The organism is Hymenobacter puniceus (assembly GCF_014333525.1).
Taxonomy (GTDB): domain Bacteria; phylum Bacteroidota; class Bacteroidia; order Cytophagales; family Hymenobacteraceae; genus Hymenobacter.
Window position 1 is genome coordinate 151,062 of the sequence record NZ_JACSCX010000003.1, and the last position, 21,525, is coordinate 172,586.

The following is a 21,525-nucleotide window of genomic DNA, read 5'->3' on the forward strand; positions in this document are numbered from 1 at the left end:
GAAGAACCTCGTCGTATCGGCGCGACTAGCATATTACCATCTCGCTCTAGTGTGTGTAGGCCTTTCGCGCCGCTCAGGATGACAGATGGTTCAGCCCAGCAGAAAAAACTACTTCTCCACTTGCCGCTGCACCAGCTCAAACCGCCGGTCGGCGAAGGTGCGGAGCAGATCGAAGGCCAAGTCGGTTTCCGTGTCGTCTTCCGAGAACTGGTTGCCATAGATTACCCGGTCGGCGAGGCGCAGTGCAAGGCGTACATCGGCGTCGTTCTGATAATGGGCCACAATTTCGCGGGTGGTAAGGCTGTTGATGGTGTTGTTTTCGAGGTTGGTAAGGTAGTTTTTCCAGAGCGTGATGGCGCGCTCCATGTTGGTGAGGGAGCGGCTTAGCGTGAAGCGCTCCACGTGCCGGGCGTATTGTGCCAGAAAGTACACGTGGTTTTTGCGCAGCTTGTACAGCTGATACCGATGCCGCCAGCGCCGCCCGAAGGTAAGCGCCACGCCCCCAAGCAGCAGCAGCAGCACACCTGCGCCCGCCAGCCAGTAGGGGTAGTTGAATGCCGGCTCCACGGGCAGTAGCGCTGTAGCTTGCCGCAGTGCGGGGGTAGTGCCCGCTGCGGCCGGGGGCACAAGGCGGCGGAGCTGCACAGTGGCACGGGTGCTGGGCAGCGTCAGCGTGTCGCGGCCCCGCAAAATCGTGACGGGCAGCTGCAGCGCCTGTACCGGCGCCAGAGCAAACGTACGCAGCCGGTAGGTGGTCTGGTCGAGGCTGATGCCCTGGCGGGTGCGGGTAGGCTGGTAGGTTTTGCCTACGTACTCAAACGGCGCATACTCAGCTGTGGAGTCCGGGAAGATAACATTCAGGCCCGGCTCGTGACGGTAGCTGAGCTCATACTCTACAATCTCACCCACCCGGACACTGGGTTGCAGGAAACGGCCCTGTGGCGGCGCTGCTGCAGGCTGGCCTACCGCCAGCCCCGGCTGGTATAGCGCCAGCAATGCACCGAGCCACAGAATAGCTATGAACTGAAAGGCGCTACGCACGGCCGGAACGAAGATTGCGCCGCCGAAACAGCCGGATCAGCTGCGGCACATAGTCGGCGTTGGTGGCAATGGATAGGTACTCGGTGCGGTGGCGGCGGCAAATCTGGCTGATTTGGTCGCGGTTCTGCTCGTAGGTGGCACGGTAGCGCGCCCGAAACGCCGCCGAAGACGTGTTGGTCCAGAGCGTGCGGCCCGACTCGTGGTCATAAAGCGGCACGATGCCCAGGGGCGGAAATTCCTGTTCGCGCTGGTCGAGCAGCTGCACCACCACCAGGTCGTGCTTGCGGGCCAGCATGGTCAGCTCCCGTTCGTAGCCGTTGTCAATGAAGTCAGAAATCAGCAAAATGATGCTGCGGCGCTTGAGCAGCCCCAGCGCCTGCTTGATGCCGCCTCCCACATCTGTCTGCTGCGACTGAGGCTCTAAGGCAAACAGCCGCTTGATCAATGAATAGGCGTGGCGCACGCCCTTACCGGGCGCCAGATACAGCTCTTTCTGGTTGGAAAAGGCCAGGATGCCCAGCTGCGCATCCTGCCGGGCGGCGGCCAGCGCCAGAATTCCGCAGATTTCGCGGCCTACGTCGAGCTTGCGCAGGCCGGCCGCGCCCACCTGCTGCGAGGCACTCACGTCGAACAGCAGCAGCACCTGCTGCTCCCGCTCTTCCTTGTAGGTTTTGATGAACGTGCCGTGGCCCTTGCTGGATACGGCCCAGTCGATGGCCCGCACCTCGTCGCCGTACTGATACAGGCGCACATCGTCGAATTCGAGGCCAGTACCCTTGAATACAGACTGAAAATTTCCCTGCAACTGCGCGTCCACGGCTTTCAGCATCCGGATTTCCACCTGCCGCAATTTGCGTACGAGCAACTGAAAAGGCGTGGGCGTGGGCGTATTCATATTGGCTAAACTACGCGAATCGTGGCAGTATTGGCGTTCGAAAGCTGCCGAACCCTTACTTTTGTAGTGTGAAACTTTTGCATCCCCGTGCTTTTTTGTTGGTAGTCAGCTTGCTGCTGAGTGGCTGGCTGGCTGGCTGCCAGACGCCTGAAGAGGTGCCGCCCCCGCAGCCACTGCTGCCCCGCGAGCAGCTGGTGACGCTGCTGGCCGACTTGCACACGCTGGAAGCCCGCGTGGAATCGGCCAGTCTCCATCCTGACTCGGCCCGCGCGCTATACTTGCAGCAGCAGAAAGCGTTGTTCTGGCGCCGTGAGGTCACTGACTCGCTGTTTCAGCAAAGCTACCGCTACTACGCCAGCCATGGCAAAGACCTCGACGAAATTTACGGCCTCGTGATTGATACGCTGGCGTTGCGGCAGGTGAAAATAGGCCCCGCCAAGTAAGGCAGGGTAGTGGACTGGTAGCGTAAGGCCGTTATGCAGAGTTCAGATAAGACGGCTGCCGTTTGGGACCGGGCCGGCCAGTGCTGCTAGTACTATATGCCCCTGCGCATCGGCGGCTCCTGTTACCAGCACTTCCGACATGAATTTGCCGATTTGCTTGGGTGGAAAATTCACGACGCACAGCACCTGCCGCCCCACCAGGTCGGCGGGCTGATAGTGAAAGGTAATCTGGGCGCTGGATCGTTTCAGGCCGATTTCCGGGCCCAAGTCAATCAGCAGCTGATATGCCGGACGCCGGGCCGCCGGAAACTCATGCGCTTCCACAATGGTGCCGACCCGCAGATCAACCAGCTCAAAGTCGGCCCAAGAAATAGTTGGCATAAGGTGGTGATGGAGTGATGAGGCAAGAAAGGTATGGGGTAAGAACGTCATTCCAAGCAGCGCGAGGAATCTCGCCAATGGGGTAAATAATGCCACTGCAACATCAGCACGTAAGATTCCTTGCTGCACCCGGAATGACATTCTTACTTTGTCACCTGTCACCTGTCACCGCGACGCAAAGGACTCCAGTAATGCCAGGCGCTGCTTAACCTGGGTTTCCCAGAACTGCTGCTTTTCCTGGTTGAGGCCGTGGTTGGATTCCACATCGTAGCGGGTTTCTTCCCGCTGCCAGGCCGCGAAATAGTTTTTAGTGAGGGTGCTGAATGCCGGATTCAGGTGCTGGCAGTCCAGCTTAATAGTGCTAAGCTTCTGGCGCAGCAGGCGGGCGTGCAGCTCCGTAATGTCGAAGTGCAGCTGCTCGTGGCGCAGCAGGTTGGCCGAGGCTTTTCCGGCATCCTGCACCCACGATTCCTGGGGCAGAAACACGGCTGTAACAGTAGAGCTGAATACAAAATCCTTGCAGGCCACTTGCACGTCGATGTTGGCGGAAGTCATAGCCTTCAGCCGGTCGGTGCCCATGGGGCGGGCCTTGAAGTCGGCCCAGGTGAGGGGCCGGGCGGCCGACCAACCCAGCACTTCTTTGGTTGGTTTGCCGGGCTGGGCAGCGGGTTTGGGAGTGGTCTGGAGTGGCGCCGTAGCGGGTTGAAGCAGCAGCAGCAACGGAAGTAGAAAGGAATGCAAAGCCATAAGAGCAGCGAGCAGACTAAGAAGTGTAAGTAGCTCAGTGGGTACATCAAATCCGAGGTTCCCGTTCCCCGGGTCAGAAGGTCTGGTGCCTGAACTATCGGGGCCCCAGCTAGCCTGCTGCCACTACGGCCGGCCGCGGCACCGTTGTAGGCACTCGGCTGAACTGGCGGAAGCGCCAGAGCAATGCCCCGGCCACCAGTGTAAGGCCCGTGAGCAACCCCAGCCATACGCCCAGGCTGCCAAGCTTCAGGACGAAACCCAAGCCGTAGCCCAGCGGCAGCGCAATCACCCAGTAGGAAAGCAGCGCCACCACCGACGGAACTTTCACGTCCTGCAGGCCACGCAAGGCTCCTAATCCCACCACCTGCAGGCCGTCGGAAACCTGAAAGGCAGCCGCAATCAGCAGCAGCCCCGAGGCCTGCGCCACCACGGCCGCGTCGTGGTTGTAGAAGTGCGGAATGAACTGCCTGCAACCCACCAGCAGCAACCCCATGAAACTCATAAACAGAAACGTGAGCAGATAGGCCGCGAAGCCTGCCTGCCGCGAGCCTTCGGCGTCGCCGAGGCCGCGCAGGTTGCCCACCCGGATAGTGGCCGCCGCCGCAATGCCACTGGCCGCCATATAGGTCACGGAAGCCACATTAATAGCAATCTGGTGGGCCGCCAGCGACGTGGCGCCCAGCCAGCCAATCATGATGGCTGAAAAGCTAAAGGCGCCCATCTCAAACATCATCTGCACGCCAATCGGGGAACCCAAACCTACCAGGCGGCGCAGGGTAGCGGCATCGGGCCGGAGCCAGTGGGTGGCCGCTTCACGGTAGGGCCTAAGCCGGGTGGCGCGCAGCACGTAAGTGACCATGAACACGGCCATCAGCACCCGCGCAATGAGCGTAGCCCAGGCAGCGCCCATCATGCCCAAGCGCGGCGCTCCGAAGTTGCCGAAAATCAGCATGTAGCACAGCAGTGCGTTCAGGATGTTGGCTAGCACCGATAGATACATGGCCTGCCGCGTGAGGCCCAGACCTTCGGCAAACTGCTTGAAGCCTTGAAATACCATCAGCGGAAGCAAGGACAGAAACAGCACCCGCACCCAGGGCGCCGCCAGCGCCACCACTTCGGCGGGCTGGCGCAGGTAGCCCAGCAGCGGCGCAATCAGCAGGCCGGCTGCGGCCAGCACCAGCCCGGCCCCGGCGCTCAGCCACACGCCTGCCACCAGCAGGCGGCCCAGCTGCGGCACGTCGCGGCGGCCATCGGCGGCGGCCACCAGCGGCGTGATGCCCATCGAGAGGCCCAGTCCAAGCACCATCACCACGGTATTTACGCTCACGCCGAGGCTCACGGCGGCTAGCGGCACCTTGCCCGTCTGGCCCACCATCACCGAGTCGCAGACGTTGACCAGCACGTGGCCCAGCTGACTGAGCACCACCGGGTAGGCCAGCAGCATGAGGGGTTTGAGGTGGGGGCGGAGGGCGGTAAGCGGCATGGCAGAAAGCAAACGAAGAGCCACAAAGGTAGGGCGGTTTGGTCGCGCCGGGGCCGGCGGAAGCGTAATTGTCGGACGGAGGCACCCTGCACCTGCTCAGCCTGCCGGCAGAACGGCGCTGGCCGGAAACGCCGGAGCCGGGCCCGCGGCCGCACGGACATAGATGTAAATGCGTCGCGTAGGGGTGGAAACACAAGCGTTGGGCGTGCGGCGGCGCGTTGACGGACGGAAACGGTACCGCTGGGCACGGAAATGCAGAAGTCGGGCGTGCGGTGGCGCGCTGACGAGCGGAAATACACCAGGCTCAGTTTAAACCCGAGGCTCTCGTTGCGAAACAACATTTTACTGTATCGGCGTTTGAAATGACTCCCGCTCCATTACTCAAGGCTCAAACCCTGGGCTAGTGAATCGTTCGGGCGAAGCAGCAGAGATACTTCGGCAAGCTCAGCAGCACAGACCGGATTAGGTAGGTTCAGTTCAACACAGCACCTGTGCCATGCGCCGGATAGCCTCCTGCAGATCTGCCTCCGGTACGGCGTACGACAGCCGCACAAAGCCCGGCAAGCCACAGGTAGTCCCGTCTACCACGGCCACGCCGGCCGCGAGCAGGCGCGCCACCAGCTCGGCCGAAGCCTGCTCGGGCGGCAGGGTAGGGTCAAGAAAAGCGCGCAGATCGGGGAAGGCGTAGTAAGTGCCCAGGGGCACATGCGGCAGCGCACCTGGCAGGGTGGCCAGAAAGTCGAGCAGCCGCTGGCGGTTCATTTGCAGGCGGGCTCGCAGCTCCTGCGTGATGTCCGGAGTGGCCTCGGTGGCGGCCAGGGCAGCCAGCTGGCTGAGCGCTGCCACGGCCCCACCAGTGGCAAACTGCCGTGCTGTGCACGCCTGCGCCACAGCCAGCGGCGCCACCAAGTAGCCAATGTTCCAGCCCAGCAACGCCAGCGACTTAGAAAATCCGTTCACCACTAGGTGCTGCCCCAGCGGATCCGGAAACGAAAGCAGCGTTGGAATCGGCTCAGAGTTGAACCGGATGCCGTCATAAATCTCATCGGCCAGCACCATCAGTTGTGGGTATTGCCCCGTAACGGCCAGCAGCGCCTCCACCTCTGCCCGAGTGTAAATACGGCCGGTGGGGTTGTTGGGGTTAGTGAACAGCAGCAGGCGTGTGCGCGGCCCAATGGCCTCTTGCACTGCCTTCGGACTGATTTGGTAGGCATTGGCAGGGGTGAGGGGCAACTCCCGCAAAGTGACACCAGCCTGCCTTATTAGCTCCGCGAAGCCAAACCAGTTGGGCGTAAGCAGCAGCACTTCGTCACCGGGGCGCAACACAGCGGTTAGCAGCAGAAAAAGGGCCGCTTTGGTGCCGGGCGTAACAACCAGCGTTTCCGGCGCCACGGTGGCCCCTTGCGTCTGGTAGCGCCAGGCCAGCGCCTGCCGTAGCGTAGGCAGGCCCTCAGTAGGGCCGGAAGGCAGTGGCAGCGCACTTAGGTGCTGCTGCAACTGGTTTAGCACCACATCCGGCAAGGCAAAGTTGCCATAGCCGGAAGCCAGGCTGATCAGTGGTAAATCGGAGGAAGCAGCCATAAAGGAGGAGTAGGGAGCCGGCAGTATGGAAGGCCCATAAGCAGTAGCGCGAACTACAAAGTTCGCGTCCACGCGCGGTTGGAATCGTTTGAACGGCGCGGAGACGCGAACTACAAAGTTCGCGCTACCGTGTTCATGCGCATCATTTACACTGCCAGGCGCAACACCACGTCGGCAAAATACTCCTGGTCGTCGGTGAAGAACTCGGCCACTGCTAACCCGGCATCAGCCGCGAGGCCATGAATCTGCGGGCGAGTGAATTTGTAGGAATTTTCGGTGTGGATAGGTTCCCAGGCAGCGAAGTCGAAGCTCTGGCCCAAGGCTCCAATGTGCACCTGCTGCGCCTGTGTGGGCATCAGAAACGAACGTACAGCCCCGGACAATGGGTCATAGTCGGTGTAATGCTGCCAGGTGGCCAGGTCGAAGTCGGCGGTCAGCTCACGATTGAGGCGCGTGAGCAGGTTCAGGTTGAAAGCGGCCGTCACACCCTGCGTGTCATCGTAGGCGGCGCGGATAAAGCGCGGGTCTTTCTGCAGGTCGAAGCCAACAAGCAGCCGGTCATCAGCAGACAGCGGTGCGGCCAGCTCCTGCAGAAACGCCTGGCGGTCGGCCGGCAGAAAGTTGCCGATGTTGGAGCCCAGAAACAGCACTGCCTTACGACCCGGCCGCACCGCCATCAGGCGCAGAGCTGTGCCATAGTCCGCCACGATGGGCTCTACGCGCAGATTTGGCAGCTCCTGGCGCAGGCTGGCCGCCAACCCGTCCAGCGCCGCGCCGGAAATATCTACGGGCACGTAGGTGAAGGAGGCGTCGGTATCGAGCAGGTAGCGCAGCAGAATCTTGGTTTTCAGGCCGTCGCCGGCGCCTAGCTCCAGCAGAAAAAAGGGCTTCTGCTTATTCTCGGGGCGCAAAGCCGTGGCCAGCGCCGCCTGGTGCCGAGTAAGCAAGGCAAACTCGGTGCGCGTAGGATAGTACTCCGGCAAGGCCATGATCTGCTGAAACAGGCGGCTGCCCTCGTCATCATAAAAATACATCGACGACAGGGTTTTGGGCGTGCGCGCCAGCCCTTCGGCCACATGCTTTTTCAGGGCTTCGAGGGCCTGATCGGGCGTGGCCGCTTGCTGGAGCGCCGGGGCGGCGGTTTCCAGCTGCCCGGAAGCGTAGAATGAAGGCGAGGCAGCAGCGGAGCGGGAAGTCATAGGCAGAGAGCGTGCGGGAAAACCGCCAGGGCGGGTAGAAAGAGAAGCGGCGCAGGAATAAGCAAAAGACCTAACGGGCCAGCCGGATTCCTGTGAACTGCCAGCGCTTGTCGGCGTGGAAGAAGTTGCGGTACGTGAGGCGGATGTGGCTGACTGGCGTGGCGCAGGAGCCGCCGCGCAGTACCAGCTGATTGATCATGAACTTGCCATTGTACTCGCCTAATGCCCCAGCGGCGCGCACGTAACCGGGGTAGGGGTGGTAAGCCGAGTACGTCCACTCCCACACGTCGCCGAGCAGTTGGTGGCAGCGGGTGGGGTCAGCGTCGGGTGGTAGCGGCTGCGGGTCGAATAGGTTGCTTTCGAGAAAGGTGCCGTGGCCGGGCATAGCGCCAAAATAGCGGGCGGCCACTTCCCATTCTGGCTCGGTGGGTAGGCGGGCGCCTGCCCAGTGGGCATACGCATCGGCTTCGTAAAAGCTGACGTGCGTGACGGGCGCGGCCATATTTACGGGCTGCAGGCCGTGGTGCGTGAAGCGGTGCCACTGGCCGTTGTGCAGCGTCCAGTAAAGCGGCGCTTCCCAACCCTGGGTCTGCACGAAGTCCCAGCCTTCACCCAGCCAATAGCGGAAATCCTGGTAGCCGCCAGCTTCCATGAAGGCCAGGTACTCGCCATTGGTCACAAGGCGGTTTTGCAGCGCGAAGTCAGGTGTCAGCACATCGTGCGGGGCCTGTTCATTGTCAAAGCAGAACCCCGAGCCTTCGTAGCCAATCCGCGACACCCCGCCGGGCACGTGCAGCCACGCCACAGGTGGCGCAGCTACAGGCTCGGCCGGCGCCAAAGCTGGCAGGTACGCCGGCGCTAAGGGGCTGGTGCTGAGAATATACTTGATGTCGGTGGCCAGCAGCTCTTGGTGCTGCTGCTCGTGCTGCAAGCCCAGCTCAAACAGCTCCTGAAAAGCAGTCGGTAGCGTGTCGGCCAGGTCCAGCAGCCGGGCCATGTGCTCGTCTACGTGGGCGCGGTAGCGGTACACGTCGGCCAGGGCCGGGCGCGACAGGGTGCCCCGGTCGGCCCGGTTCACGCGCGAGCCTAGCGAGTTGTAGTAGGAGTTAAACAGAAACGCGTACTCCGGGTGATAAACGCTGTAGCCTGGCAGATACGCCTTGAGCAGAAACGTTTCAAAAAACCAGGTAACGTGGGCCAGATGCCATTTGGGCGGGCTTACATCAATAACTGGCTGTACTACAGTATCTTCGGGCAGCAATGGCTCGCACAGCAGAACAGTACGCTGGCGCACCTGCTGGTAGCGGTAGGCCAATGAGGCAGCGGAATCAACTGCAGGAGCGGAAAGGGAAGTAGACATGGGAGTGAGAGTAGGCCGGATTCTTAACTGGTTTTGCACACTCTGGGTTTTGCCTGGCCGTGCCACCCGCCGCTGAAAGCCAGCAGCCGCCCATCCGTATTTGACGCAAAATAGCAAGTATTAATAACGGAGCTCATCCGTAGTAACTGGTATTTTATGGCCTCTACGCTGAATTAGGCTACTAAAAGCTCTCTGTTGAAGTCTGGATTTTCGTTGGTTTAGCTGTTCATCGGTTTTACCAAACACAGAAGCATATGCCAGTCACTGCTCGAACAAATTCCGCCCCTGCTACTTCCGCCACTGTTCAACCAGCTGCCGAAACCAAAATCAAGCGCCCCCGCGGCTTCGCCTCCATGGACCCCGATATGCAGCGCCGCATTGCCAGTGAAGGCGGCAAAGCCTCGCACCTGAGCGGCCGCGGACACCGTTTCACCCCGGAGGAAGCCCGCGCAGCCGGCCGCAAAGGTGGCCAGGCCACGCGCCGTCCGCAGCCAGAGGCCTAAGTGCCTGGCCCAGCACTACACCGGACAGTTGTGTAGATTTCAGGAAAGCCCGCTTTGGCCAGTGCCAAACGCGGGCTTTCTCTTGGCTGGGCAGCTGCCTCTTTTGCGCGTTATTTGCGGGCTCGTTTCAACTGTCTGATTATGCTTGAGCTGCAGTACTCGCGCCGCACCTTGCGGTTCAACTTCCCGGCCCGCACCTCGCGTGGCGCCCTCACCGAGCACGTGGCCTGGTACCTGCACCTAACTGATACTGCCCGCCCTGGCCTGGTAGGGCTGGGAGAGGCTGCCCCACTGGCGGGTCTCAGTCCCGATTTTCGGCCCGACTTCGAAGCGCGCCTGCGGGCGTTGTGTGCCGCTTTCAACCAGCAGCACTTCAGCGCCGATACCGAGCCGGAACCTGTGCTGGCGCTACTAGAGCCCGGGTGGCCTGCGTTGCGCTTTGGCCTCGAAACTGCGCTGCTCGATTTGCATTGTGGTGGCCGGCGCCAGTTGTTCAGCAATGCGTTTAGCTGTGGCGAAGCTGGTGTGCCCATCAACGGGCTGGTCTGGATGGGCGACGCGGCATTTATGCGCAGCCAGATTCGCAAGAAACTCACCGAAGGCTACTCTTGCCTGAAGCTGAAAATCGGCAGCCTCGACTTTGCTACTGAGCTGCAGTTGCTGGCTGAAATCAGAGCCGAAGCTGGCCCCGACGAGCTGACGCTACGTGTGGATGCCAATGGGGCCTTCAGCCCGGCCGAGGCGCCGGCCAAGCTCGAGCAGCTGGCCCGCTATGCCCTGCATTCCATCGAGCAGCCCATTGCGGCCGGCCAGTGGGCTGCCATGGCTGAGGTGTGCCGCCAGTCGCCGGTGCCAGTAGCACTGGACGAGGAGTTGATTGGCGTGACCAACCCCGTTCAACAGGCGCAACTGCTCGGCGAAATCCAGCCAGCCTATATTATTCTGAAACCCACGCTGGTAGGCGGTTTAGCGGCCTCGCTGGCGTGGTGGCAGCTGGCCGAGGAACAAGGCATCAGCTGGTGGCTGACGTCGGCGCTGGAGTCTAATATCGGCCTGAACGCGGTAAGCCAGCTGGCCGGCGAATATGCCCTGCCAGGGTTTCCGCAGGGGCTGGGCACGGGGCAGCTTTACCACAACAACCTGGTGGCTCCCCTCCACATCCGGGCCGGCGAGCTGCTCTATGATCCGCAGGGAAGCTGGGAGCTGCCGCAGGCAAGCGAAATGAGCTGACTTGGGCTGCAGCAGGGCACCGGGCAGCCTGAAAAAGCAGGTGAAGGACACAGATGGTTTTTTGGCTATATTTCCCGGCCTCCCCTGTTTCTATGCCCGCCCGCTGGTTTCGCATTCTTCTGTTGCTGCTGCGTGTTGCGCCCGCCGGGGCGTGCCTGGGGGTAGCGTTGCTTGGGGTTGCCTTTGGCGCCCAGGCGCAGATTCTTGATCCGCCGTTTCAGCTGGAAAACCCCGGCAAGCAGCGGGTGCGCCTGCCCTTCTACTTTCAGCGCAACCTCATTGTAGTGCCGGTGATGCTGAACGGAGCAGGCCCCTACAATTTTCTGCTCGATACCGGCGTAGCTACGTCCATCATCACCGACCCCAGCCTGACGCCGCTGCTGCGCCTCAAGCCCGGCGCCGCTGTGTACCGGGTGGCAGGGGTGGGCGAAGAAGAACCGCTCGAAGCACACTACGCCGACAGCATCCGTGTGACGCTGCCCGGGATTGTGGCACCCCATCTGCCGTTTCTGGTGCTCTCCGCCGATGTGCTGAACCTGTCGGGCTATGTGGGCATGCCAGTGCACGGCATCCTGGGCTACGACATTTTCCGGAGCTTTGTCATCGAAATCGAGCCCAGCGCCACCCAGCTCGTGCTGCACACTCCGGCCACCTACCGCCCGCACCGCGGCCGCCGCTGGACGCAGGTGCCCCTCACGCTGGAGCGCCGCAAGCCCTACCTGACGGTGCCCGTGAGCATGACCGACTCGCTCACGCTGCCACTCAAGCTGGTGCTTGACACGGGAGCCGGCCACGCCCTGTCCATCGAAACCACCTCCAACCCACAGCTGCGCGTGCCCGAGAAGCGGCTCCGCTCGCAGCTGGGCAGAGGCCTGAGTGGAGCCATCAACGGCTATCTGGGCCGGGTGCACAGCCTGCAGTTGGGCCGCTACCAGTTGCGTACGCTGCTTACATCGTTTCCGGAGGCCAACAGCGCAGCCCTGCGCACCGATGTGCCCCGCAACGGCAACATCGGGTTTGAGCTGCTTAAGCGCTTTGATCTGGTGATTGACTATTCGCGCCGTACCGTGTGGCTGCGGCCCAATGCACTCTACTACGACCCGTTCGAGCACGACATGTGCGGCCTGGAGCTGCTGGCCACCGGCCAGGAATACCGCAACTACGTGGTGATGCAGATTGAGGCCGGTTCGCCGGCGGCGCAGGCCGGCATTCAGCCTAAAGACGAGCTGCTATCCGTGAATCTGCAGCCAGCCAGCGCCATCAGCCTCACCGAGCTCAGCCGCATCTTTCATTCCGGTAACGGCCGTGTGCTGCTGCTGGTGCTGCGCCGCCCCGATGGCGAGCTATATACCACCCAGGTGCGGCTGCAGCGCAAAATATAGAAGGAACCACTGAGCCGGTTGCGCCTCTCGAACACAGCTTTGTATACTCTGGCGCCAGGCGTTTGCCTGCACAGCCTGTCGAATAGTTGTGCTTGGCAGCAGCCGGGCTCACGAAAACAGCTGAAACAGCCGGTGCTTTAAAGTGAATTAAGATTGCCCGCTACCCGTCCCTGATTTGCCTGGGCCCGTAAAATGCCTACATTAGAAGCCCACCAGTGCCCGGCGCTGCTGTTCTGGTATTCCCTTCCTGCCCGCCCATTTCGCTTCCCGATGCCCACGGCTACCACGCCCGCCGCGCTGCCCCAGCCGCCACCCGCCATCCAGGCCAACCAGCACATCTACTCCGATTATTTCGAGGAAGACTTCGTGCAAACCCTCGACAACAACATTCTGCAGCTGCTGGATGCCGTTTGGTTTCGTTCGAGGCTGGTGGGGTTCGAGGATTTTCCGGAGCGCAACGACCCAGACGTACCCCTGATCTTCGCCTCCAATCATTCGGGTATGGCTTTTCCTTGGGATGCCATTGTAGCGCTGGCCCATATGTGGCGCACACTGCCGGGGCAGCGCGGGTTGCCGCGGCCGCTATCGGCGCCGCTGCTCTCGCAGTCCACGCTCATGAACCCGTTCCAGGTGAAGGACTTCTGGAAGAAATGTGGCTGCGTGGATGCCACCACGCTCAACTTCGAAACGATGATGTACTACCAGGACCACAACCTGATGCTGTATCCGGAGGGCGTGCCGGGCATCGGGAAGGGGTTCAACAAGAAATACGAATTGCAGCGGCTGGCCAGCAGCATGGTGCGCCACAGCATCTCGCACCGCACCGACGTAGTGCCGTTTTACACCATCAACGGCGAATACCTTAACCCGTACGCTTACAGCTGGCCCTGGCTCAACAACCTGAGCAAGAAAATCGGGATTCCCTTTATTCCGCTAGGCCCCATTGTGCTGCTGGTGCTGCTGCTGCCGTGGTCGTTCTATATGGCCTATCCGGCACAGCTCACGTTTGTGCTTGGCTCGCGCATCCGGCCCTACGAGATGATCGACAAGGCCCCCGCCGACATGACGCGCGAAGACTACACGGCGCTTTCGGAGCGGGTAAGGCTGCTGATGCAATCCGAGCTGGACGCTGCCGTGGCCAAACACGGGCAGCAGCCTTACCGCTGGCGGGAGCTATGGCAGCGCATGAAGCAGAACTGGCGCTATTTCCCGTTTTTCCTGCCCGTGGCGTGGCCAGCGCTGTTTCAGGAGTTCGAGCGCCTCTACGTGCGCGAAGGCCGCCGCGGCTTCAAGATGCAGCTGGATAAGCCGGGAGCCTGGCTGCGCATGGTGTGGCGCAACCCGTTCACGCTGTCGTTTTTCATCCCGATTCTGGGCTGGATTCCGATTGCCATCCGCGGCTACCGCGGCCACCGCATCGGCGAGAAGCCGTAGCGCGTGGCGTCGGTTTTGGCGGGTTCATCTTACGCAACGGAAAGCGGCCTGGCCTAGCGGCAGAACGGCGTAGAGGCATCTAGCTGCGACTCGCTGACTGCGCCATAAGGTTCATTGTGGCAACACGAGCCAAGGGTGCTTACGCTTCGCCACCGATGTAAACGCCAGCAGAGTTGCCGCAAAATGGAAGTGAATGCCACAGTAGCGCAACTCCCATCTTAGAGTTCAAGTAAATCAGTATCTTATCGTTGCCGCAACGCGTATTCAGCTTGTGGTTGAAGAAGTTTACACTTCTATTGCCCTGCTCCGGTTTCTCTGCCTAATTCCCACGTTTCTAATGCCCTCTTCCCAGCACTTGCTGCTCAAGCAATTTTTGGCGGCTGCCACCGGTCCGCTTGCCCGGCAGCGCCCCCACTTGGCCACCATGCGGCTGGCCGTAGAGGCGGCGGCCCTGTTTCAGTTTGTGCCTTGGAATGTGTTTCTGGAGGAAACCAATGTGGAAGGCATGGCTGCTGAGTGGCTACGGCCGGCCGGCGCGCCCACTGAGCGCGTGCTGCTGTATCTGCACGGGGGCGGCTACGTGCTGGGCTCCCTGAATACGCACCGCTCTTTGGTAGGCGCGCTGGCCCGCAGTTGCCAGCTCAATACGCTGGCTGTCGATTACCGCAAAGCGCCCGAATACCCGTTTCCGGCCGCCCTCGACGACGCCCGGCTGGCTTACGACTGGCTGCTGGCTGAAGGCTACGCGCCACAAAACATCATGGTGGCCGGCGACTCGGCCGGGGGCGGGCTGGTATTAGCGCTGCTGCTGCACCTGCGCGACGCCGCCCAGCCGCTACCTGCCGCTGCCATTGGCCTTTCGCCCTGGACCGACTTGGTACTGCCTACCGCCACGCTCCGGCAGGTATGCCGGGAGGAAAGCCAATTGCTTGAAGCCCTCGAAATCCGGGGCTGGGGCGGCATGTACGCTCATAATACGCCTCTGGCCCACCCGCTGCTTTCGCCGGTACGAGCCGAGTTGTGCGGACTGCCACCGCTCCTGATTCAGATTTCCGATGCCGAAGTGCTACACGACGATGTGGTGAAGTTTACAGAAAAAGCCCGCGCTGCTGGTGTCCCTGTTTCGCTACAGGTGTTTGGGGGGCTGGTGCATTGGTGGCACCTGTTCTGGCGCCTTGTGCCAGAGGCCCGGCAGGCGCTGGAGCAGGTAGGTAGCTTCGTGCGTAGCGTATGGGCAGCTCAGGAGGCGGCACAGGCCACCGTGAAGAAAGCTGGTCGGCAGGCGCAAATTGCTGCGCCCTTTCGTTTACAGCCTTTGCGGTAGCTGTCAGGCATTCACCCTAAATAGGGGTGAAGGGAAGAGTTTTTTACCATTGCTGAGTAGGTGCATACAGTATTAGATGAGGTACAGCATAAATTTTAACCCTCATATCCAACTATATAACAGCATTTTCGTAGGTTTGCGTCAAGTAGTCGGCTTGCATACTACTTTTTCCGGCGAGCAGCTTTTCCATTCTGAGTTTCATTTTCTCTCACCTTCATTTTCCAATTTCCTACCGTCTCATGGAAGATCTATTTAAGAAGTTCGTTAACGCCGGTGTAGGCTTTGTTTCCCTCACCACTGACCGGGTGCAGAAAACCATCGACACACTGGTGAAGGAGAGCAAGCTGTCGGAAAAGGAGGGCGCCAAGATTATGGACGACCTGAAGAAGAACGGTGAAACCAAGCGCAAAGAGCTGGAAAAGCAGGTGCAGGGCCTCGCTGCCAAAATGATGAAGACGGTAGGCGTAGCGCCTAACTCTGATGTGGAAGAGCTGAAGCGCACCGTGAAAGGCAGCTCCAAGTCGGCTTCTACGGCGTCGTCGGCAGGCAGCGCGAAAAGCAGCGCCAAGCCCGCCCCTAAGGCTTCGGCCAGCAAAACGGCCGCTACGGCCAAAGGGGCTGCAGCCAGCGCCACCAGCAAAGCCGCCTCTACGGTAAAGAAGGCCGCTGACAAAACCAGCACTGCCGCCAGCAAAACGCAGAAATCGGCTGCCGGCTCGGCTAGTGCCGCCAAGAAAGAGGAAAACAAGGCAGCCGGTGCGGCTTCGTCGCAGGCTAACTCCTAGTACTACGCGGCTTCCGGCCGTAGGAAACCCCGTCCGTGCTCTACGGGCGGGGTTTTTTTAATCACAGATGGTGCAGATGAAGGGGATTTCGCAGATTGCGGATGGGTGGAATAGCTTTGCGGCTGTAGCCCCGGATTTTGCTGCCGCGTAGCTGCTTAGCTTCTTCACCATGGGCGGCCCTCCCAGCGCAGGAGCGCTGTCTTATCTGCGAAATCCCTTTTATCTGCACCATCTGCGATTCCCGATTCATGTTCAAGCAAACGATATCCAACCTGACCCGCATCCGGCAAGTGGCGGAAGTGCTGATCCGCTACGGCTTTGAGGACGTGGTGACGAGCACGCCGCTGCGGCGCCTCGTCACGCGGAGCCGGCGCCTTTCGTGGCAGGAAGGCGAGCAGGCCGTGTTTGAAACCACGCGCTGGCAGCGGATTCGGATGATTATCGAGGAACTGGGGCCTACGTTCATCAAGCTAGCGCAGGCCATGAGCAACCGCGCCGACCTGCTGCCGCAGCCTCTCATCGATGAGTTTGAGAAGCTGCAGAGCAACGTGCCGCCCTTCGATGTGCAACTGGCCAAAAGCATTATCGAGCGGGAGATGGGCCAGCCGCTGGAAGAGGTGTTTGCGGAGTTCGACGACGTGCCGCTAGGCTCGGCCAGTATCGGGCAGGTGCACCGGGCACGGCTGCTCACGGGCGAGGAAGTGGTGGTGAAAGTGCAGCGCCCCGGCGTGCCGGAAAAGGTGCGCTCCGACCTGGCCCTGCTCAACGAGCTGGTGCGCCTCACGGCGGGCTTCCTGCGCAAACAGGGCCTCAGCAACCCCCAGGACGTGGTAGATGCCTTCGAGCGGAGCATGACCAAGGAGCTGGACTATACCTCCGAGGCGCGCAGTATGGAGCAGTTTCGCTCGCTCTACCAGAACTACGAAACCTTCTACATTCCGAAGCCTTACCGCGAGCTGAGCACCGCCCGGATTCTGGTGATTGAGTTTGTGAGCGGCTGCAAAATCACGGACAAGCCACAGCTGCTGGAGTGGGGCCTGAGCCCGGAGAAAGTGGCCGAAACCGGCATGGATATCTATTTGACGCAGATATTCGAGTTTGGCATCTTCCACGCCGACCCGCACCCCGGCAACGTGCTGGTGCGGCCCGACGGCACGCTGGTGCTCATCGACTTCGGGATGGTGGGCAAGCTCAGCAAACAGCAGAAATACGCCTTTGCGGGCGTATTCATTGGTATGGCACGGCAGGACCCGCGCGGCATGGCGCTAAGCTTCCGGCGGCTGGCTCTCACGTCGGATATTCCGGATATGCGGGCGTTTGAGGCCTCATTGGGTGAGCTGATTGAGGATTTCGCCTCGCTCGACGTTAAGGACATGAGCATGTCGGACCTGGCCGATGCGCTGCAGAACGTCATCTACAACTACAAGCTGCAGGTGCCGGGCGCCGTGTTCCTGATTCTGCGGGCCCTCGTAATCCTGGAAGGCATCGGCAAGGTGCTGCACCCGCGCTTCAACACGTTTGAGTTTGTGCGGCCCTACGGTGCGCGCATCGTGGCCGAGCAGTATTCCACCGAGAACATCCTCAGCGAAGCCGAATACACCGGCACTCAACTGCTGGCCCTGATTCAGACGCTGCCCGCCGATATCCGGCAGATTGTGCGCAAAATCTCGCGTGGCGACCTGCGCGTGCGTATCGAGCTGAGTGGCTACCAGCTGCTGATGCACAAAGCCGACCAACTGGTGAGCCGCGGCATTCTGGCGGCGGTGTCGGTGGCGCTGATCCTGTTTGCGGGCCTGAGCTTGCTGGGCCGCTACCCGGCCGGCCAGATGCCCTACTACCGCGGCCTGCCCGTGCTGACGTGGTATAGCCTGGGGCTGGCGGCCTTCCTGCTGCTGATTCTGTTTATTCTGGGTACCAAGAAGGAGCGGCGGCCAGAGTAAACTAAAAAGCCGTGATGAGGAAGCAGAAATGCGCACCAAGCTTGAGATAAAAATAGCTGCTTGGTGCGCTAGCACAGCATTTTATTCTCGGATTTGCAGTTCCAAGCCGAGTATGCCAGCTAGCTCTATAGCTCTTTTTGTGGCCGTTTTTCTAGAAGATTTTTTTACGACAATTCCTATTGCGGAGTCTGCTACAGACAAGATAACTTTCCATCCTCTTTCGTGTGATATGACGGAAGGTTGCTGGTGGTAGTTGGGGCCATCGATTGCGAATGTATGACGCTGCGCAAACGGCAAAACAACTACTCTGGTAACAGCGGGTAGATTTTGCCAGCTGCCAAGCCGGAAGCACAGTATCCACCAGTAAAACCGGTAGCGCCTCCGCTTTCCATCTACGGTTAATCCTCTGTATGAAGTAACTGCTGCTAAAAGTATGCTTCCGCTACAGACTGCTGTAGCATAGGCCGTACCCAGTAAGTCTAATTCAGAAAGCCAGCCAATTAAGCAGAACAATGGCAGGAAACCAGCTAATGCAGCTCCAGTGCCCCGATATATAAAATCGGAAGAATAGCGACTCTCAACGGGCGCATCGTAGAGGTGTTGCATTATGAAAATAGAGTTTCCAGCCAAGGCCAAGCTTTAAACTGAGGGACAGGGAAGCGAGTTGAAGTGGGGCTATATGGCAAGCATAACAACATAAAAACGGCCCGGCTGCACAGGCAGCCGGGCCGATAAAGATAAAGATGCCGCTGCCAATTGCAGCGGCGGGGTTTTACGCTATTCTGTTACCATGATGCTCTTGGTCTGGTCGGCAATGCGCAACTCGAACTCACCGGCTTCCAGCACCGGCTCGCCTTTGGGGCCGGAGTAGCTCAGCTCCGAGATGGGCAGCGTGAACGTGACGGTGCGGGTTTCGCCGGACTTGAGGTTCACCTTCTCGAAGCGGCGCAGGCGGCGCATGTCGGGCGCTACCAGGCTGGCGTAGAGGTCAGAGGAATAGAGGTGCACCACTTCCTGGCCGGCGCGGGCGCCGCTGTTGGTAACCTGCACCGATACGGTTACCTGGCCGGTTTTGGGCAGCGAGGCCTTATCCACGCTGAGGTTGGCGTAGCGGAAGGTGGTGTAGCTCAGGCCATCGCCGAACTTGTACTGCGGATTGTAGTCGGCTTCGTAGTTGTAGGCACCTTCGGCCTTGCTCTGCTCCTCGGCGTACTTGTGGATGTAGGAAATGAGGGCGTTGGGGTAGCGCGGGTAGGTGTAGGGCAGCTTGCCGGAGGGGTTCACGTCGCCGAACAGGATGTCGGCCAGGGCGTCGCCGCCAAAGTTGCCGGGCAGGTAGGTCTGCACTACGGCCTTCATGCCGGGCTCGATGCGGCTGATGACGCGCGGGCGGCCTTCGTTGAGCACCAGTACCACGGGCTTGCCGGTGGCCAGCAGGCGCTGGGCCAGCTGGGTTTGCAGATCGGAGAGGTAGAGGTCGTTCAGGTCGCCGGGCTTTTCCACGTAGGAGTTTTCGCCGAGGCAGAGCAGCACCACGTCCACGTTGCGGGCGGCAGCCACGGCTTCCTCCAGCTTGTCGGCGTACTCCTCGTAGTATTTGCCGTCCATCTTGTAGCTCACGCCGGGCACGTGCTGCACGTTCTGAGCCCCGATTTCCTTTTGCACCGCCTCCAGAATGGTGTTGTATTGCTGGGCAAACTCCTCGGTTTTTTCGCCTTGCCAGGAGTAGGTCCAGGCGCCGTTGAGCGTGCGCATGGAGTTGGCGTTGGGGCCGGCCAGTAGCACCTTGCTGGTTTTCTTCAGAGGCAGAATGTTGTCGGTGTTCTTGAGGAGGGTAATGGCTTCGGTGGCCATCTGGTAGCTGGCCTGCTCGTGCTCCTTGCTGCCGAACAGCGGGTAATCCTGGCGGTTGGTATTGGGCTGCTGAAACAGATTGAGGGCGTACTTCACGCGCAGCACCCGGCGCACGGCGTCGTCAATGCGCTCCTGCTTCACCTGGCCTTCCTTCACCAGCGCCACCAGGTTGTCGCAGAACTGCTCGTACTGGTAGGGCACCATCGACATGTCGATGCCGGCGTTGATGGCCAGCCGGATGGCATCTTTCTGGTCTTTGGCGAAATGGTCGCGTTTGTAGAGATTTTCGATGTCCTGCCAGTCGGTCACGGCCAGGCCTTTGAAGCCCAGTTCCTGCTTCAGCAGCTTGGTGAGCAGGGCGTAGTTGGCGTGCATGGGCACCCCGTTGATGAGGCCCGAGTTGATCATGATGGTGTGGGCGCCGGCCGCCACGGCGGCCCGGAACGGCGGCACGTGGTACTCGTATAGTGCCTCGTCGGAAATGTAGGCGTTGGTGCGGTCTTTGCCCGACTGCGGCACCTGGTAGCCCAGAAAGTGCTTGATGCTGGAGGCTACTTTGGTCGGGTCGCCGATGTTGTTGGGGTCGCCTTCATAGCCGCGCACCATCTGCACGCCCAGCTCGGAAATCAGGTAGGGGTCTTCGCCGAAGGTTTCCCACTGCCGCGGCGAGCGGGCATCGGAGCCTAGGTCCAGCACCGGCGAAAACGCCCAGGGAATGTTGCTGGCGCGGGTTTCGTAGGCCGATATTTCGGCGCCGCGCCGCACCAGGGCGCGGTTGCGGCTGGCGGCCTGCGCTATTTCCTGCGGAAACATGGTGGCCCCGGCCGTGTAAGTTTCGCCATGCACGGCGTCGATGCCATAGATAATCGGGATTTTCAGGCGGGTTTTCTGGGTGGCCACGTCCTGCATCTGCTTGATGGTGGTGTACCAGACTTCGGGGGTGCGGGCGCGGTTGTTGGCCGAGTTCAGCACCGAGCCGATTTTGTAGTCTACCAAGACCTTCTGCAGGTCGGCGGGGTCAAGGGCCAGCGGCTCGTTGGAGCTGTAGCGGTCCTTGCCCTGGGTCACGGCGTCAATGGTCACCTGAGTCATCTGGCCCACCTTTTCCTCCAGCGTCATCTGGGCTAGCAGGGCATCTACCTGCCGGGCAATGGCGTCTTCCGTGAGCGGGGCGGCAGGCTGCCGGGCGGTTTTGGCAGTGCGGGCCGGCTGGCGGGGCCGCGCCTTCTGGGCGTGGGTAGCAGTTGGCGCAGCCAAACCAGCAAGCAGCGTGAGCACAACAAAGCGGGAGAAAGTCATCGGAGGAGTATTGGGTATTGAGTAGTTGGTAGTGAGATGACAAATTGCTTCTGATAATCAGATGGTTACTTCTGATTGTCGGCTTTTTGCTGCCGGCATCTCACTGCTTGAAAAGCCGCGCACCTCAGGCGGCGCGCAGGTTGGGGCTGGCCCCGGCCGCGGGCAGCAGCTGCTGCAGCCGGTGCAGGGCCTTGCCCACCGTCACGGGGCAGATGGATTTGGTGTGGCCCTGGGCCACGAGGTAGGCCGCCAGCTGCCGCAGCGTCCAGCGGCGGGGCGCGTCGGCGCTGCGGCGCGAGAGCAGCGCCAGCAGCGCGGCTTCCACGGCGGGCGTGAGCTTGGTGGGCGCCCCACCGCCCGGCTGGGTGTTGAGGTAGGCCGTGAGGCCCTGGCGCTGGTAGGCGCGCCGCAGGGCATACACCCGGCCCTCGGTCATGGCCAGGTGCTCGGCCGACTCGGCGGCGGACAGGCCAGCGTGCCAGTCCAGCAGGGTGTGGGCGCGGTTGGTTTGGCGGCGCAGCAGAGCGGGCAGCAGCAAATAGTGCTGCAGCTCCTGCTGCTCGGCAGCCGACAACCGGAAAAACTGTCTTTGGCGGCCCATAGTGGTAGAAAAGTTGAGGGCAAAGCGTGGCAACCGGCCCCTG

The 21,525-nt window shown here is 60.9% G+C and carries 19 protein-coding genes; 8 read left to right on the forward strand and 11 right to left on the reverse strand.

Annotated features, from left to right (window positions below):
- Positions 1-108 precede the first annotated feature (108 nt).
- On the reverse strand, positions 109-1,041 hold the full coding sequence (locus H8B14_RS09420) for a hypothetical protein (RefSeq protein ID WP_187315384.1): 933 nt from the start codon (positions 1,039-1,041) through the stop codon (positions 109-111).
- Positions 1,034-1,936 carry a DUF58 domain-containing protein gene (locus H8B14_RS09425; RefSeq protein WP_187315385.1) on the reverse strand — a complete coding sequence of 301 codons (903 nt, stop codon included), beginning with the start codon at positions 1,934-1,936 and terminating at the stop codon, positions 1,034-1,036. The genes H8B14_RS09420 and H8B14_RS09425 overlap by 8 nt, the downstream gene beginning before the upstream one ends.
- Positions 1,937-2,004: 68 nt before the next feature.
- Between H8B14_RS09425 and H8B14_RS09430 the strand changes: the two genes are divergently transcribed.
- On the forward strand, positions 2,005-2,379 hold the full coding sequence (locus tag H8B14_RS09430; RefSeq protein WP_187315386.1) for a DUF4296 domain-containing protein: 375 nt from the start codon (positions 2,005-2,007) through the stop codon (positions 2,377-2,379).
- Positions 2,380-2,421: 42 nt separating this feature from the next.
- Here H8B14_RS09430 and H8B14_RS09435 read toward each other — a convergent pair whose 3' ends face one another.
- The 6 genes from H8B14_RS09435 to egtB form a co-directional block, all read right to left on the reverse strand.
- A complete protein-coding gene (locus H8B14_RS09435) occupies positions 2,422-2,760 on the reverse strand; it encodes a tRNA-binding protein (RefSeq protein WP_187315387.1) in 339 nt (112 codons plus the stop codon).
- Positions 2,761-2,925: 165 nt separating this feature from the next.
- Positions 2,926-3,507 carry a DUF922 domain-containing protein gene (locus H8B14_RS09440; RefSeq protein WP_187315388.1) on the reverse strand — a complete coding sequence of 194 codons (582 nt, stop codon included), beginning with the start codon at positions 3,505-3,507 and terminating at the stop codon, positions 2,926-2,928.
- 109 nt (positions 3,508-3,616) lie between these two features.
- A complete protein-coding gene (locus H8B14_RS09445; RefSeq protein ID WP_187315389.1) occupies positions 3,617-4,990 on the reverse strand; it encodes an MATE family efflux transporter in 1,374 nt (457 codons plus the stop codon).
- 477 nt (positions 4,991-5,467) lie between these two features.
- A complete protein-coding gene (locus tag H8B14_RS09450) occupies positions 5,468-6,571 on the reverse strand; it encodes a pyridoxal phosphate-dependent aminotransferase (RefSeq protein WP_187315390.1) in 1,104 nt (367 codons plus the stop codon).
- A gap of 146 nt (positions 6,572-6,717) precedes the next feature.
- Positions 6,718-7,770, reverse strand: a complete 1,053-nt coding sequence (gene egtD / locus H8B14_RS09455) for an L-histidine N(alpha)-methyltransferase (RefSeq protein ID WP_187315391.1) — start codon at positions 7,768-7,770, stop codon at positions 6,718-6,720.
- A gap of 70 nt (positions 7,771-7,840) precedes the next feature.
- On the reverse strand, positions 7,841-9,130 hold the full coding sequence (gene egtB / locus H8B14_RS09460) for an ergothioneine biosynthesis protein EgtB (protein ID WP_187315392.1): 1,290 nt from the start codon (positions 9,128-9,130) through the stop codon (positions 7,841-7,843).
- Between the two features lie 254 nt (positions 9,131-9,384).
- Between egtB and H8B14_RS09465 the strand changes: the two genes are divergently transcribed.
- The 7 genes from H8B14_RS09465 to H8B14_RS09495 all read left to right on the forward strand — a co-directional run bounded on the left by H8B14_RS09465 (position 9,385) and on the right by H8B14_RS09495 (position 17,728).
- Positions 9,385-9,633 carry a con-10 family general stress protein gene (locus H8B14_RS09465; RefSeq protein ID WP_187315393.1) on the forward strand — a complete coding sequence of 83 codons (249 nt, stop codon included), beginning with the start codon at positions 9,385-9,387 and terminating at the stop codon, positions 9,631-9,633.
- A 141-nt stretch (positions 9,634-9,774) separates the two neighbouring features.
- Complete coding sequence (locus H8B14_RS09470; RefSeq protein ID WP_187315394.1) at positions 9,775-10,863, forward strand: o-succinylbenzoate synthase; 1,089 nt, start codon at positions 9,775-9,777, stop codon at positions 10,861-10,863.
- A 92-nt stretch (positions 10,864-10,955) separates the two neighbouring features.
- The gene (locus H8B14_RS09475; protein WP_187315395.1) at positions 10,956-12,245 is read left to right on the forward strand and encodes an aspartyl protease family protein; all 1,290 of its coding nucleotides are present in this window, start codon (positions 10,956-10,958) and stop codon (positions 12,243-12,245) included.
- A 192-nt stretch (positions 12,246-12,437) separates the two neighbouring features.
- Positions 12,438-13,679 carry a lysophospholipid acyltransferase family protein gene (locus H8B14_RS09480; RefSeq protein WP_261989958.1) on the forward strand — a complete coding sequence of 414 codons (1,242 nt, stop codon included), beginning with the start codon at positions 12,438-12,440 and terminating at the stop codon, positions 13,677-13,679.
- Between the two features lie 337 nt (positions 13,680-14,016).
- A complete protein-coding gene (locus tag H8B14_RS09485; RefSeq protein WP_187315396.1) occupies positions 14,017-15,003 on the forward strand; it encodes an alpha/beta hydrolase in 987 nt (328 codons plus the stop codon).
- A 239-nt stretch (positions 15,004-15,242) separates the two neighbouring features.
- A complete protein-coding gene (locus H8B14_RS09490) occupies positions 15,243-15,788 on the forward strand; it encodes a phasin family protein (RefSeq protein WP_187315397.1) in 546 nt (181 codons plus the stop codon).
- A gap of 248 nt (positions 15,789-16,036) precedes the next feature.
- Positions 16,037-17,728 (forward strand): ABC1 kinase family protein, encoded by a 1,692-nt coding sequence (locus H8B14_RS09495; RefSeq protein WP_187315398.1) that lies wholly within the window; start codon positions 16,037-16,039, stop codon positions 17,726-17,728.
- 81 nt (positions 17,729-17,809) lie between these two features.
- On the opposite strand, the gene H8B14_RS09500 is transcribed toward H8B14_RS09495, so the two are convergent.
- The 3 genes from H8B14_RS09500 to H8B14_RS09510 form a co-directional block, all read right to left on the reverse strand.
- Entirely contained in the window at positions 17,810-18,334 is a 525-nt protein-coding gene (locus tag H8B14_RS09500) for a hypothetical protein (RefSeq protein ID WP_187315399.1), read from the reverse strand.
- A 171-nt stretch (positions 18,335-18,505) separates the two neighbouring features.
- Entirely contained in the window at positions 18,506-20,881 is a 2,376-nt protein-coding gene (locus tag H8B14_RS09505) for a glycoside hydrolase family 3 N-terminal domain-containing protein (RefSeq protein WP_187315400.1), read from the reverse strand.
- Positions 20,882-21,005: 124 nt separating this feature from the next.
- On the reverse strand, positions 21,006-21,482 hold the full coding sequence (locus H8B14_RS09510; protein ID WP_187315401.1) for a helix-turn-helix domain-containing protein: 477 nt from the start codon (positions 21,480-21,482) through the stop codon (positions 21,006-21,008).
- Positions 21,483-21,525: the final 43 nt, after the last annotated feature.